Source organism: Proteus terrae subsp. cibarius (assembly GCF_011045835.1).
Classification (GTDB): Bacteria; Pseudomonadota; Gammaproteobacteria; order Enterobacterales; family Enterobacteriaceae; genus Proteus; species Proteus cibarius.
Genome location: NZ_CP047349.1, coordinates 2,461,320 through 2,475,038 on the forward strand (window position 1 = coordinate 2,461,320; position 13,719 = coordinate 2,475,038).

The window sequence follows — 13,719 nt, forward strand, 5'->3', positions numbered from 1 at the left end:
CCCTTATTGAGCGTTGTAAAGTATCACTGCAGCAGTTACCAGCAGATTAATAAGCGTTAACGGTAAGCAGATTTTCCAACCGAAAGACATCACTTGGTCGTAACGCGGACGCGGTAACGATGCACGAATAAGAATAAACATCATCATGAAGAATCCTGTTTTCAGTGCAAACCAAACGAATGACGGTAAGAAAGGACCTTGCCAACCACCAAAGAATAACGTCACGATAAGACCCGATACCGCAACGATCCCAATATATTCACCAACAAAGAATAAACCGAATTTCATACCGGAATATTCAATGTGATAACCATCAGCTAGCTCTTGCTCTGCTTCTGGTTGGTCAAATGGATGACGGTGACAAACAGCAACTCCGGCTATTGCAAACGTAATAAAACCAAAGAATTGTGGGATGATATTCCACATATTTGCTTGTGAGTTTACGATGTCAGTCAGGTTAAAAGAGCCCGCTTGTGCAACAACACCTAAGATTGAGAGCCCTAAGAACACCTCATAACTTACAGTTTGTGCTGATGCACGCATTGCACCTAACAGTGAATATTTGTTATTACTTGACCAACCTGCAAATAACACGGCATACACCGCAATACCTGCAACCATCAAGAAGAACAAAATACCAATGTTTAAGTCAGCAACAACCCATGTTGAGCTAACAGGTACAATTGCAAATGACAGCAGTAAAGATGAAAACGCAATCACTGGCGCAATGGTGAAGATAAAGCGATCAGCAAATTTCGGGATCCAGTCCTCTTTAAAGAACATTTTGATCATATCCGCAATTAACTGTGCTGAACCTGCATAACCTACACGGTTAGGCCCATAACGGTTTTGGAATAAGCCCAGTAAACGGCGTTCCCCCATACTCATAAAAGCACCACAAGTGACCACAACAAGCAAGATCACGACGGCTTTTAAAACAGTGAGTAAAATCTCTGTAACTTCAGGAGATAACCAGCTCATTATGCAATACCCCGCAGTTGACGAACCGATACACCCACCAGCGATGGAGAAATACCTGCCATACCTAACGGCAAGCCAATTTGACCTTGAGTTAGGTGAGCACTGATTTTCACAGGTAAGGTGAATTCACGGCCTTCGTAAGTAAACATCGCTTGCTGACCTTGAGTTAATGCTAATGCCTGTGCATCAGATTCACTCAATGTTAAATAAGCCGTTTCCATACGAGATTGGATAACTTCAGCGCGTTGTGATAACTCTTCACTACCAAATAAACGGTAGCAAGGTGCGACAGTCCATTGATTTTTCTGTGCATTAAATGGCGCAGGAATATCAGTGAAATAGCCAAGTGTATTATCACCACATTCGATTAAGCGCACACCCGGATCGCCAAAGCGTAAGCTGCCACCCACTTCTGCTTGGAATTTATTCCATGCTTGAGGTGAGTTCCAACCCGGAGCCCATGCAAATGGAATTTGCTGACGAGGTGCTGTTGGGCTGTTATTACCTTCCATTGAAAACGCAAATGGAGTGTCGATATCTTTTGGTTGACGCTGTTCATGAACAGACACATTTGCCAACATAGAAGTACGACCGCTATAACGATGCGGTTCACGAGCCAATTTCTGTCCACGAATACGGAATGAGGCATTCGGAGCAGCATCAACAATGCCTGCAAACTGAGGAAGGCTGGTTGCACAATGCTCGATAACACTGTCCAACTGTGTCCAATCCAACGTTCTTTCATGCCATTGTGAATCAACCGCACTCAACCAACGCCAGCTTTCATGCATCACCACTTCTTTGTTATAGAAAGAAGGTTCGAAAACTTGGAAGTAGCGTTGTGCTCTGCCCTCTTGACTCACCATTGTTCCATCGCTTTCAGCGAATGAAGAAGCTGGGAGAACAATATGTGCTTTCGCCATAATGTCTGTTTGCTGGTGGTCGATAACAATAACGTTATCAACTTTCGCAATCGCATCATCAATCACGTCTGCATCGTAATGGCGATATAAATCGTTTTCCATTACCACAACGGTGTTAACTTGACCACTACGCATCATTTTTAATGCATCATCAAGTGGTTGTGCATTCATCATGGCAAGCCCCATGCTGTTTGCATCATCAGCAACGAAAGAAAGCCCCACTTCATTACCTTTTGCTTTTAATGCAAACGCAATGTTAGCAGCTGCTTTGATAACGTCTTCGCTACCTGCATGACTACCACTGATAATTAATGGTTTCTTCGCTTGAGAAAGTGCTTGAACAATCATCTCAATATGTTTATTCAGCGCTTCATCAATGCCATCAACTGCGGGTGCTTCACCGTTAATGTTATTGGCAATCGCAAAACCTAAACGCGCTTGATCAACAACCGGTGCGCGGTAACTCCATGCAGCAACATCATCAAGGCGAGTTTCATCAACATGAGTGACAAACAGAGGATATTTCGCACGTTGCCCGATATTCATAATCGCAGCAATTTGCCAGTCAGCTACTTTTTGAGCTGCTGCCATTTCACGTGCTTTACCTTTCACTGCTTGACGTACAGACAATGCCATACGAGCACCGGTTTGTGTTAAATCTTCACCTAACACTAAAACAGCATCGTAATCTTCAATTTCACGCAGAGATGGGGTATGAACGCCACCTTTTTGTAAAATATCTAACATTAAAGTCAGTCGTTTTTGCTCTGATGCAGAGATACCGCTATAGAAGTTTTCAGCACCAACAACTTCACGTAATGCAAAGTTACTTTCAATGCTTGCACGCGGAGAACCAATACCCACGATACGCTGACTTTTCTTCAGCATATCCGCAGCGGCTTGAGTTGCTTGAACAGCGTTAATTTCTAACCAGTTACTACCTAAACGTTTTTTAGGCTGACGAGGTCTGCTTGCTAAATTCACATAGCCATAGCCAAAGCGACCACGGTCACAAAGGAAATAGCGGTTTACAGTCCCGTTATAACGGTTTTCAATACGACGCAATTCACCATAGCGTTCACCTGGGCTGGTGTTACAACCCATGCTACAACCTTGGCAAATGCTTGGTGCAAACTGCATATCCCACTTACGGTTATAACGTGATGAGTGAGTTTTATCAGTGAACACACCTGTCGGACAAATTTCAACCAAGTTACCCGAGAATTCGCTCTCTAATGTGCCATCTTCAACGCGTCCAAAGAATACGTTGTTATGTGCACCAAAGACGCCCAGATCAGTACCATCGGCATAGTCTTTGTAGTAACGAACACAGCGGTAACAAGCAATACAACGGTTCATTTCATGAGAAATAAACGGTCCCAGATCTTGGTTTCTATGTGTACGCTTCGTAAAGCGATAACGACGCATAGTATGACCTGTCATTACCGTCATATCTTGAAGGTGACAGTTACCGCCTTCTTCACAAACTGGACAGTCATGAGGATGGTTTGTCATATACCATTCAACAACGCTTTCACGAAATTTCTTCGCTTCTTCGTCGTCAATAGAGATAAACGTGCCATCAGTCGCCGGTGTCATACAAGACATCACTAAACGACCGCGGGTATCCTCAGCATTTTGATACTGCTTCACCGCACACTGGCGGCAAGCGCCAACGCTTCCCAGCGCTGGGTGCCAGCAAAAATAAGGAATATCTAAGCCTAAATTAAGACAGGCTTCTAACAGGTTATCAGCCCCGTTAACTTCATATTCTTTGCCGTCTACATGAATCGTAGCCATAGTCAGCATGCTTCCCAAAGGCCTGCACAGCAGGCGTTAAACCTAGAATGTGTCGTGAAAAATTACCAGCGGCTTTTCAGCAAGTTAGGCTGAATACCTCTGATCAAATTGGCATTGGTATAATCTTCTTGAATAATGCCAGCCTCAAATTCTTCACGGAAATATTTAATGGCGCTTTGTAAAGGTTCTACTGCACCCGGTGCGTGAGCACAGAATGTGTGTCCCGGACTTAAAGAACGACATAAATGCTCAAGTGTTTCGATATCACCAGGGCGACCTTTACCGTTTTCTATCGCACGTAAGATTTCGACACTCCATGGCAAGCCATCACGACAAGGTGTACACCAGCCACAAGATTCACGAGCAAAGAACTCTTCTAAATTACGGGTTAATGAAACCATATTGATTTCATTATCTACCGCCATCGCAAGTGCTGTACCTAAACGGCTACCTGCTTTTGCAATCGTGCCAAAATCCATTGGGAGATCGAGGTGATCTTCCGTTAAGAAGTCAGTACCTGCGCCCCCCGGTTGCCATGCTTTCAGCTTAAGACCATCACGCATACCGCCTGCGTAATCTTCAAGGATCTCACGCGCTGTTGTACCAAATGGTAATTCCCATAAGCCCGGAAATTTCACGCGACCCGAGAATCCCATTAATTTAGTACCTGCATCTGGGCTTTTGCCTTCACTTAAACCGATATACCAATCTTTGCCGTGTTCAATAATCGCAGGCACGTTACACAATGTTTCAACGTTATTGACACAAGTTGGTTTACCCCATACCCCTGATGTTGCAGGGAATGGCGGTTTAGAGCGCGGGTTAGCACGACGACCTTCTAATGAGTTGATTAATGCTGTTTCTTCACCACAGATGTAACGACCTGCACCAGTGTGAACAAATAGCTCAAAATCAATCCCGGAACCAAAGATGTTTTTACCAAGAAAGCCTGCTGCTTTTGCTTCCTCGATGGCATGGCGTAAATTCTTAGCCGCTTCGATATATTCACCACGAAGGAAAATATAACCACGGTAAGCTTTTAGTGCGTGAGCGCCGATAATCATCCCTTCAATTAACAGATGTGGAAGTTCTTCCATTAAGAGGCGGTCTTTATAAGTACCCGGCTCCATTTCATCTGCGTTACAAAGGATGTAACGGATATTCATGCTTTCATCTTTTGGCATCAGGCTCCATTTCAAGCCTGTTGAGAATCCAGCACCACCACGACCTTTTAGACCAGCATCTTTAACTTCAGTGGTCACTTCCGTCGGTGACATACCTTTTAATGCTTTTTCTGCCGCTTTATAACCGTTTGTAGCACGGTATTCATCCAGCCATACAGGCTGACGATCATCACGTAAGCGCCACGTTAGCGGGTGCGTTTCTGCGCTACGAATAATCGGTTTTGCTCCTGAAATTGCTGTCATGGATACTGCTCCAGTAACGTTTCAATCTCTTCAGGTTTAACAAAGCTGTGAGTATCGTCATCTACCATCATGGTAGGACCTTTATCACAATTACCTAAACAGCAGGTTGGCAGTAACGTAAAGCGACCATCTGGTGTAGTTTGACCAGGAATGATATTAAGATGCTTTTCAATCGCTGCCTGAATGCCTTGATAACCTGTAATATGACAAACCACGCTGTCACAAAAACGAATAATGTGACGGCCAACGGGTTGACGGAAAATTTGGCTATAGAACGTAGCAACGCCTTCAACATCGCTTGCAGGGATCCCAAGAACATCCGCAATTGCATAAATTGCGCCGTCTTCAACCCAACCGCGGTTCTTTTGCACAATTTTCAGTGCTTCAATAGAGGCAGCACGCGGATCTTCATAGTGATGTTTTTCTTGTTCAATTTCAGCACGTTCTTCTTCAGTTAAAACAAACGTTGCTTTCTTTGAATGCGTAACATCAACGATTTCGATCTGCACTGCATCATCTTTTTGGTTTAATTCATTTTGCATGATTAACGATCCACATCCGACATTACAAAATCAATACTTCCCAGATACACAATCAAGTCAGAAACCAGACTACCGCGGATAACCGCTGGGATTTGTTGCAAGTGAGCAAAGCTTGGCGTACGAATACGTGTACGATAGCTCATTGTGCTACCATCACTGGTTAAGTAATAGCTGTTGATCCCTTTAGTGGCTTCAACCATCTGGAATGATTCATTAGCAGGCATAACAGGGCCCCATGAAACCTGTAAGAAGTGGTTAATCATGGTTTCGATATGCTGTAATGTACGCTCTTTTGGTGGAGGCGTTGTCAGTGGATGGTCTGCTTTAAATGGCCCTTCTGGCATATTTTTATAGCACTGTTCCAGAATGCGTAAGCTTTGGCGTAGTTCTTCTACTTTCAGCATTACGCGGTCATAACAGTCACCATTACTTGCAACAGGGATTTCAAATTCAAAGTTTTCATAACCTGAATATGGACGCCATTTACGGACATCAAATTCAACACCTGTTGCACGAAGACCAGCACCTGTCACACCCCAATCTAATGCTTCTTTAGCATTATATGAGGCAACACCAATAGTACGACCCTTCAAGATACTGTTTTGCAGTGCTGCTTTTACGTAAGAATCTAGACGTTTTGGCATCCAATCTAAGAATTCACGTAATAAGCGTTCCCAACCACGTGGTAAGTCATGAGCAACACCACCGATACGGAACCATGCTGGATGCATACGGAATCCAGTAATCGCTTCAACGATGTTGTAAACTTTCTGACGGTCAGTAAAGGCAAAGAACACCGGTGTCATTGCACCAACGTCTTGGATAAAGGTACTGATATACAGTAAGTGGCTATTAATACGGAATAGCTCTGACAGCATGACACGAATGACTTTAACGCGTTCAGGCACTTCAATACCGGCAAGTTTTTCCACTGCAAGTACATAAGGCATTTCGTTAACGCATCCGCCGAGATATTCGATTCGGTCTGTGTATGGAATATAGCTATGCCAAGATTGGCGCTCACCCATTTTTTCAGCACCACGGTGGTGATAGCCTACGTCAGGCACACAGTCGACGATCTCTTCGCCATCAAGCTGAAGAATAATACGGAATGCACCATGAGAGGATGGATGGTTAGGACCGAGGTTTAAGAACATAAAGTCCTCATTCTCAGTTCCGCGTTTCATCCCCCACTCTTCAGGTTTAAATGTCAGCGATTCCATTTCCAGATCCTGTTTCTGCTTTGTCAGCACATAAGGATCGAACTCTGTCGCACGAGCTGGATAATCTTTACGCAGTGGATGACCTTCCCAATCAGGAAGCATCATAATACGACGTAAATTTGGATGCCCATTAAAGACAATCCCAAACATATCCCAGACTTCACGCTCATACCAATTCGAGTTAGGAAAGATAGATGTGATAGTCGGAACATTAAGATCATTTTCACTTAATGCGACTTTCAACATAATATCTTTATTACGATCGATTGATATCAGATGATAGAAAACGGAAAAGTCTGCTGCTGGCAAGCCTTGACGATGCGTACGAAGACGCTCATCAAAACCATGCATATCAAACAGCATGACATAAGGTTTTGGTAAAGATTTGAGGTATAGCATTACCTCAATAAGTTGTTCCCGCTTTACCCAAACAACTGGCATACCAGTACGAGTAGGCTGGAACGTAAACGCATCTGGCCCAAATTTCTGACGCAGTTCATTAACCACCTGATCATCAATATGATCGGTCGTTTCCCACGCTGGCCGAGCGCCTTTTTGCGCTATCTGATCGGTCATTTCTATTCACCACAACTTTGATCAGGGTTACTATGATCGCAACACATTGCTCTGGTTACGTCTTAGGCAAAAGCCTTTAAATTTCGTCAGGAGTACGCAGATTTTTCACTGCGATACGTTCACCGTGTTTTCTTTCTCGTTCTGATTGCATATTGGCACGGTAAACACCTTGGTCGCCGACAACCCATGATAATGGGCGACGTTCTTTACCAATGGACTCTTGTAATAACATCAGTGCTTGCATGTAAGCTTCAGGGCGTGGTGGACATCCAGGAATATACACATCAACTGGAATGAACTTATCAACACCTTGCACTACTGAGTAGATGTCGTACATACCACCAGAGTTTGCACATGCCCCCATAGAGATAACCCATTTAGGCTCTAACATCTGATCATATAAACGTTGAATAACGGGTGCCATCTTAGTAAAGCAAGTACCCGCAACCACCATAAAGTCAGCTTGACGAGGGGATGCACGTAATACTTCTGAACCAAAACGAGCCACGTCATGCACAGCCGTAAATGACGTCACCATTTCAACGTAACAACAGGAAAGACCAAAGTTATATGGCCATAAAGAGTTTTTCCGTCCCCAGTTCACAACGTCATGCAACGCATGTTCCAGTTTTCCCATATACACGCTGCGATGAACGTGAGCATCTAACGGGTCACTGACAATTTCCTGTGATTGCAGGGGATAACGGTCATTCTCACCGTTCGGATCTATGCGGGTGAGCGTATAATCCATTTCTAATGCCTCGCTTATTACTGCTGCGGATGTTTGCCGCTGGTTAATCGAACATGGCTTTTACTCGCAGTTTCACGACGAGAGCGAACAGGCGTCCAATCTAATGCGCCTATACGAACCAAGTAGAATAATCCAGCTAATAAAATAGCGATGAAGACTGATGCTTCAATAAAGCCTAACCAGCCAACTTCACGAACGGAAACAGCCCAGGCATAAAGAAACAGTGCTTCAACATCGAAAATAACGAAAAACATGGCAACTAAATAGAATTTAGCTGACATGCGCAGACGAGCGCTGCCAACAGAATCAAGACCAGATTCATAAGGAACATGCTTTGCCCTTGCCTGTGCGCGCCCGCCTAAATAGCGGGCACCCAACAACATGAGCGAACATAACCCCAATGCGCCTATGAGGAAGACAGCAAATGCCCAATGATGGGCGATAACTTCGGTGGTTGTAGACATACTCATTGCTTACTCATCAAAGGTGGTGTCAATTAACCAATTCTTATCCGGCGGTTTACACCACATTTCTAATTACGAAAAAAAGGCGAATTAAACAGACTTGCTAATTAAAGAAATAATAACAGTCTATTTATACCTTTATTCTTTTTTAGAAAACTTTGCGACAAATCACTCAGTTTTCTATCGCGATTTAACAACTTTAACACTCAATTTTAACACTCAATTACAGCTCAATGCTAAAACGTGTCAGTAAACCGACAAGCTTTATGCTAACACGCTTAGTCTAACTGATAATTCGATTTTACTACACCAGTATCTCAGGAAAAACCTGATTCAACACAGGCAAATGTGCCTTATTTTTTTGATCAAACTCACAAAATAGTCGAAAAAATACCTAATCAGTTTAAAATTTATCCAAATTTTAACAAATTAACTTTCTAATATTGTGGAGGAGGTCAAATATCCGCTTAGATTTACTTTTTTATTCTCTTAAAACCTAGACAATCTTTTTATTTGTTAACAAATCCTACAAGTGATTAACCAAGGGGGAAGGTAAACATTTTTTTAACAAGCAGTTAAGGTAGTTATGCAATGAAATGTTACAAAGATAAATACATAAAACAACATAATTATTAACATAGTGTTACTATTTCAAAAAAAGAAATAAAAAAACGGAAATAAATGCACTTTATTGCATCTATTCCCGTTTATCACTATTCATCACTATCCAGCTTTATTTGACTCTTTTTTAATCTTTAATTTTTTGTGTTTTAACGCTAAAAAATTCACACAATTATTAATGTGATTATTCAAGTTCAGTAGAGCTAATATCTTCAGGTGCAGTGACGGTATAAGGTGTTTTCTTGTTTTCAATCGCATTGAATACTGTTAACACCGCTTCATTTTGTTCATCAGAATTACGATATAACCAATATTGTGTCTCAGGTAAACGAGGTAATCCTTCGCTTTCACCTAAAATACGTAAATCGGCATTCTGCATTTCAAGTGGACGAGCAGTAATACCCACCTCTGCATTAACCGCAGCACGAACAGCAGATAAAGAAGCCGCTTCATAAGCAATACGCCATTGAATTCCAGCATCATCTAGTGTGTTTATCGCTAATTGACGGAATGGGTTCGTTTCATCCATTACAACTAAAGGTATCGGCTCATTCATTTGTAATTGGAAGTCTGGCGCACAATGCCATAACACTGGTGCAGTACGTAACGCTGTACGTGGATGATGACCAATACGTGCTGTTGTTAATGCTAAATCAATTTCATGATTATCTAGCATTGTCTCAATATATTGAGAACGCTTAATACGTACATCAACAGCTAAACGAGGATACACTGACGCGATACGATTTAGTAAAAACGGTAATAAAGTATCAACAGAGTCATCAGAAGCACCAATACGTAGCTCCCCTTCTGCATCGCTATATGTTAATGATGCTGTTGCATCATCATTTGCACGCAGAATTTGACGCGCATAACCTAACAGTTGTAGACCATGCTCTGTTAAAAGTTTATTACGACCATGACGGGCGAAAAGCTCTCTACCCACCAATTGCTCTAAACGTTGCATCTGCTGACTCACAGCAGATTGGGTTCGACATACAGCAGCAGCGGCTGCTGCAAAAGTGTTCAAATCTGCTACAGCTACAAACGTTCTAAGCAGATCGAGGTCGAGATTCATTATCGGACGATTTGCATTAATCATTGTTTATTCTTCACTTATTTTTGATTTTTAAATTACATATACCTGGTGTTTTATATCAAAAGTCTAAAAAAGACTTCCGATTCAGACAGTACTCTACTCTGAAAAGGAGAGCAAAGACATACCGAATACTTTACATTTGTTTCTTATCGTTTACACCTCCTAGATAGAAAGGAATTGCATCTTTTTGTAACAAATTAAATTTTATTATCATTTCAAGCATTCACAAGAAAGAACTGTATACCGTCATCACAAGTTAGACGTAGATCATACTATATTGCTTTCTCATTCATAAATTTTAACATTTTGAAAATAATTTAAATTATCTTAACTATGCATTCAGGTTTAAGTATCTTCCCCTATAAATTAAATTTAAGATTTAAATTTAATTTATACTTAAACTAATTGATTGCTATAGAATAAAGTAGATTTAACCATATTATTTGAAAATTTAATATATTAAGTCAGATAATACAAATCCGATAAAATTATTCAATAATTGATTATGCAACATTTCATCTACCTATCCATCACATCAACTTATTTCTGATCACCACACTAAAAAGCCCCTTTTCAATAGAGTAATAATCTAGTTTTAATTCAAAATGTGGAACATAAACCCATCATAAGCAATACAATCAGTCATCAAAATAACATTCTAAGAATAAACTGACCTTTTACACCAAAAATTACCTAGCATCTTCAAAAGTTTGTAACGTAAGAGTAGAGTGATAGAACAGTTATTTGCTGGGACAGCCTTTTCATTTGTATCTTTCTATATGAATAGCAATCGGCGATAAATGTCGCTAAGTCGCCATAATCACAATAAAAGATACGAGTCAGACCCTATTAGGTAAACGCGCTATGAATCAGATTAAAAAATCAAACAAACTCGAACATGTCTGTTACGACATTAGAGGTCCGGTTTTGCAAGAAGCAAAACGTCTGGAAGAAGAAGGTAATAAAGTTTTAAAACTCAATATTGGTAACCCGGCACCTTTTGGCTTTGAAGCACCTGATGAAATCTTAGTAGATGTGATCCGCAATCTACCAAGCTCTCAAGGTTATAGTGACTCCAAAGGACTGTTTTCTGCGCGTAAAGCTATCATGCAGCATTATCAAGCCCGTGATATGCGTGATATCACTGTTGAAGACATTTATATTGGTAATGGTGTTTCTGAGTTAATCGTACAAGCGATGCAAGCTTTATTAAATAATGGCGATGAAATGCTTGTACCTGCGCCTGATTATCCATTGTGGACAGCCGCCGTTTCTCTTTCAGGAGGAAATGCTGTTCACTATATGTGTGATGAGCAACAAGGCTGGTTCCCTGATTTAGATGATATCCGCAGTAAAATCACAAAAAATACCCGCGGTATTGTTATTATCAACCCAAATAATCCGACAGGTGCGGTATATAGCAAAGACATTCTGATGGAAATTGTTGAAATAGCACGTCAACATAACCTAATTATTTTTGCTGACGAAATCTACGATAAAATTCTGTATGACGATGCCGAGCACCATTCTATTGCTGCCATGGCACCCGATTTATTAACCGTAACATTTAATGGTTTATCAAAAACCTACCGCGTTGCAGGCTTCCGTCAAGGTTGGATGGTGTTAAACGGCCCTAAAAAACACGCTAAAAGCTATATTGAAGGCTTGAATATGTTAGCGTCTATGCGTTTATGCGCTAACGTTCCTATGCAACATGCCATCCAAACAGCATTAGGTGGCTATCAAAGTATTAGTGAATTTATTCTGCCGGGTGGTCGTTTATATGAGCAACGCAACCGTGCTTGGGAACTAATTAATCAAATTCCGGGCGTTTCTTGTGTTAAACCTATGGGAGCATTGTATATGTTCCCTAAAATAGATCTTAACCGTTACAGTATTAAAGACGATCAAAAAATGATCCTCGATTTATTACTCCAAGAGAAAGTATTACTGGTACAAGGTACAGCCTTTAACTGGCCATACCCAGACCATTTCCGTATCGTTACTCTTCCACGTGAAGACGATTTAGATATGGCAATTCAAAAATTCGGTCGCTTTATTGTCGGTTATCATCAATAAGATTACCTGCATATAAAATAAAACGCAGTATAACAACCAGTTATATTGCGTTTTTTTATTTTCTTTTCTATTAACGTTTACATCTACCTGTTATCCACTCACAATAATGTCTTCAATCACGCAATTGGGAGATATTATGAGTTACTTTTTTGCCCACCTTTCTCGCTTAAAACTCATTACTCGTTGGCCTTTAATGCGTAATATCCGCCAAGAAAATGTTTCTGAACACAGTTTACAAGTCGCTTTTGTCGCCCATGCCCTAGCGGTGATTAAAAATCGTAAATTTGGTGGTAATGTCAATGCTGAACGTATTGCATTACAAGCGATGTATCATGATGCCAGTGAAGTGATCACCGGTGATATGCCGACACCGATTAAGTACCATAATCCACAAATTGCTCATGAATATAAAAAAATAGAAAAATATGCCCAGCAAAAATTAATTGAAATGTTACCAGAAGAATTACAAGACGATTTTCGCCCTCTTATTGATGAGCAATTACATAGTGAGGAAGAAACCTTTATTGTCAAACAAGCTGATAGTTTATGTGCTTATTTAAAATGCCTTGAAGAACTTGCCGCAGGTAATAGTGAATTTAATTTAGCCAAAAATCGCTTAGAAAAAACGTTAGCCGAAAGACATAGCCCAGAGATGGACTATTTTATGAAGGTATTTGTACCCGGCTTTAGTTTATCGCTTGATGAAATTAGTGAGTAAATAGAAATAGCCCATTATAAATATAATGGGCTATTTCTATTTCTATCTAAAAGATAAAAATGAGTTATTAACCTTATCGATTTTTTTATCAACACTTTTCAATATAATAGCCTCCTTTAAAAAATCCAATGTGCTATTATTCGAATAATGATATATATTATCGCTATCATTGGATATAGATTCACGACTATCTCCAAATAATTTGACTTCATTCATATTAAACTTATTATCATTTTTTATAAAATATGTATTTTTATCACAGTCTTCTCCATACATTCTTATACCACCATTATCATTAGTATTTTTACTTACTAAACTTTCTTTAATTTTATTTAAACCTAAAAACTCTTTTATAGAATTTCTAACTGATGATATAACCTTGGATAAAAAACTGTATTGTTTAGTTTCACTTTTTATTTCATTAACATATTGCACATTAACACTTGTAGGTTGAACATTGTTTAACTCATTCATTTTATTAACTCCGAATACATTTATTTTTATATAAGATATTA

11 protein-coding genes are annotated in these 13,719 nt (G+C 40.4%); 2 read left to right on the plus strand and 9 right to left on the minus strand.

Translation table 11 applies throughout. The annotated features are described in order from the left end of the window. Positions 1-3 precede the first annotated feature (3 nt). The 8 genes from nuoH to hexA form a co-directional block, all read right to left on the minus strand. Positions 4-981, minus strand: coding sequence for an NADH-quinone oxidoreductase subunit NuoH (gene nuoH / locus GTH25_RS11510; RefSeq protein WP_075670642.1), 978 nt, complete (start codon positions 979-981; stop codon positions 4-6). Further along, positions 981-3,713 (minus strand): NADH-quinone oxidoreductase subunit NuoG, encoded by a 2,733-nt coding sequence (gene nuoG / locus GTH25_RS11515; RefSeq protein WP_075670640.1) that lies wholly within the window; start codon positions 3,711-3,713, stop codon positions 981-983. Before nuoG ends, nuoH begins: the two co-directional genes overlap by 1 nt. A gap of 53 nt (positions 3,714-3,766) precedes the next feature. Then, a complete protein-coding gene (gene nuoF, locus GTH25_RS11520) occupies positions 3,767-5,131 on the minus strand; it encodes an NADH-quinone oxidoreductase subunit NuoF (protein ID WP_164530580.1) in 1,365 nt (454 codons plus the stop codon). Further along, a complete protein-coding gene (gene nuoE / locus GTH25_RS11525) occupies positions 5,128-5,673 on the minus strand; it encodes an NADH-quinone oxidoreductase subunit NuoE (RefSeq protein WP_006533305.1) in 546 nt (181 codons plus the stop codon). The genes nuoF and nuoE overlap by 4 nt, the downstream gene beginning before the upstream one ends. A gap of 2 nt (positions 5,674-5,675) precedes the next feature. Beyond that, positions 5,676-7,472: an NADH-quinone oxidoreductase subunit C/D gene (gene nuoC / locus GTH25_RS11530; protein WP_075670636.1), complete on the minus strand. Its 1,797-nt coding sequence runs from the start codon at positions 7,470-7,472 to the stop codon at positions 5,676-5,678. A 76-nt stretch (positions 7,473-7,548) separates the two neighbouring features. Further along, complete coding sequence (locus GTH25_RS11535; protein WP_004243697.1) at positions 7,549-8,223, minus strand: NuoB/complex I 20 kDa subunit family protein; 675 nt, start codon at positions 8,221-8,223, stop codon at positions 7,549-7,551. 17 nt (positions 8,224-8,240) lie between these two features. After that, on the minus strand, positions 8,241-8,693 hold the full coding sequence (locus tag GTH25_RS11540; RefSeq protein ID WP_036912633.1) for an NADH-quinone oxidoreductase subunit A: 453 nt from the start codon (positions 8,691-8,693) through the stop codon (positions 8,241-8,243). Between the two features lie 799 nt (positions 8,694-9,492). Continuing rightward, complete coding sequence (gene hexA / locus GTH25_RS11545; RefSeq protein ID WP_075670634.1) at positions 9,493-10,410, minus strand: transcriptional regulator HexA; 918 nt, start codon at positions 10,408-10,410, stop codon at positions 9,493-9,495. Between the two features lie 861 nt (positions 10,411-11,271). Between hexA and GTH25_RS11550 the strand changes: the two genes are divergently transcribed. Further along, positions 11,272-12,486: a pyridoxal phosphate-dependent aminotransferase gene (locus GTH25_RS11550; protein WP_075670632.1), complete on the plus strand. Its 1,215-nt coding sequence runs from the start codon at positions 11,272-11,274 to the stop codon at positions 12,484-12,486. Between the two features lie 136 nt (positions 12,487-12,622). Further along, positions 12,623-13,204 (plus strand): 5'-deoxynucleotidase, encoded by a 582-nt coding sequence (yfbR, locus tag GTH25_RS11555; protein ID WP_075670630.1) that lies wholly within the window; start codon positions 12,623-12,625, stop codon positions 13,202-13,204. Between the two features lie 42 nt (positions 13,205-13,246). Here yfbR and GTH25_RS11560 read toward each other — a convergent pair whose 3' ends face one another. Further along, positions 13,247-13,678, minus strand: coding sequence for a hypothetical protein (locus tag GTH25_RS11560; RefSeq protein WP_164530581.1), 432 nt, complete (start codon positions 13,676-13,678; stop codon positions 13,247-13,249). Positions 13,679-13,719 lie beyond the last annotated feature (41 nt).

Bases quoted from the DNA above. Each gene is read 5' to 3' on its own strand.
- nuoH (WP_075670642.1), bottom strand. From the start codon at position 981: ATGAGCTGGTTATCTCCTGAAGTTACAGAGATTTTACTCACTGTTTTA.
- nuoG (WP_075670640.1), bottom strand. From the start codon at position 3,713: ATGCTGACTATGGCTACGATTCATGTAGACGGCAAAGAATATGAAGTT.
- nuoF (WP_164530580.1), bottom strand. From the start codon at position 5,131: ATGACAGCAATTTCAGGAGCAAAACCGATTATTCGTAGCGCAGAAACG.
- nuoE (WP_006533305.1), bottom strand. From the start codon at position 5,673: ATGCAAAATGAATTAAACCAAAAAGATGATGCAGTGCAGATCGAAATC.
- nuoC (WP_075670636.1), bottom strand. From the start codon at position 7,472: ATGACCGATCAGATAGCGCAAAAAGGCGCTCGGCCAGCGTGGGAAACG.
- GTH25_RS11535 (WP_004243697.1), bottom strand. From the start codon at position 8,223: ATGGATTATACGCTCACCCGCATAGATCCGAACGGTGAGAATGACCGT.
- GTH25_RS11540 (WP_036912633.1), bottom strand. From the start codon at position 8,693: ATGAGTATGTCTACAACCACCGAAGTTATCGCCCATCATTGGGCATTT.
- hexA (WP_075670634.1), bottom strand. From the start codon at position 10,410: ATGATTAATGCAAATCGTCCGATAATGAATCTCGACCTCGATCTGCTT.
- GTH25_RS11550 (WP_075670632.1), top strand. From the start codon at position 11,272: ATGAATCAGATTAAAAAATCAAACAAACTCGAACATGTCTGTTACGAC.
- yfbR (WP_075670630.1), top strand. From the start codon at position 12,623: ATGAGTTACTTTTTTGCCCACCTTTCTCGCTTAAAACTCATTACTCGT.
- GTH25_RS11560 (WP_164530581.1), bottom strand. From the start codon at position 13,678: ATGAATGAGTTAAACAATGTTCAACCTACAAGTGTTAATGTGCAATAT.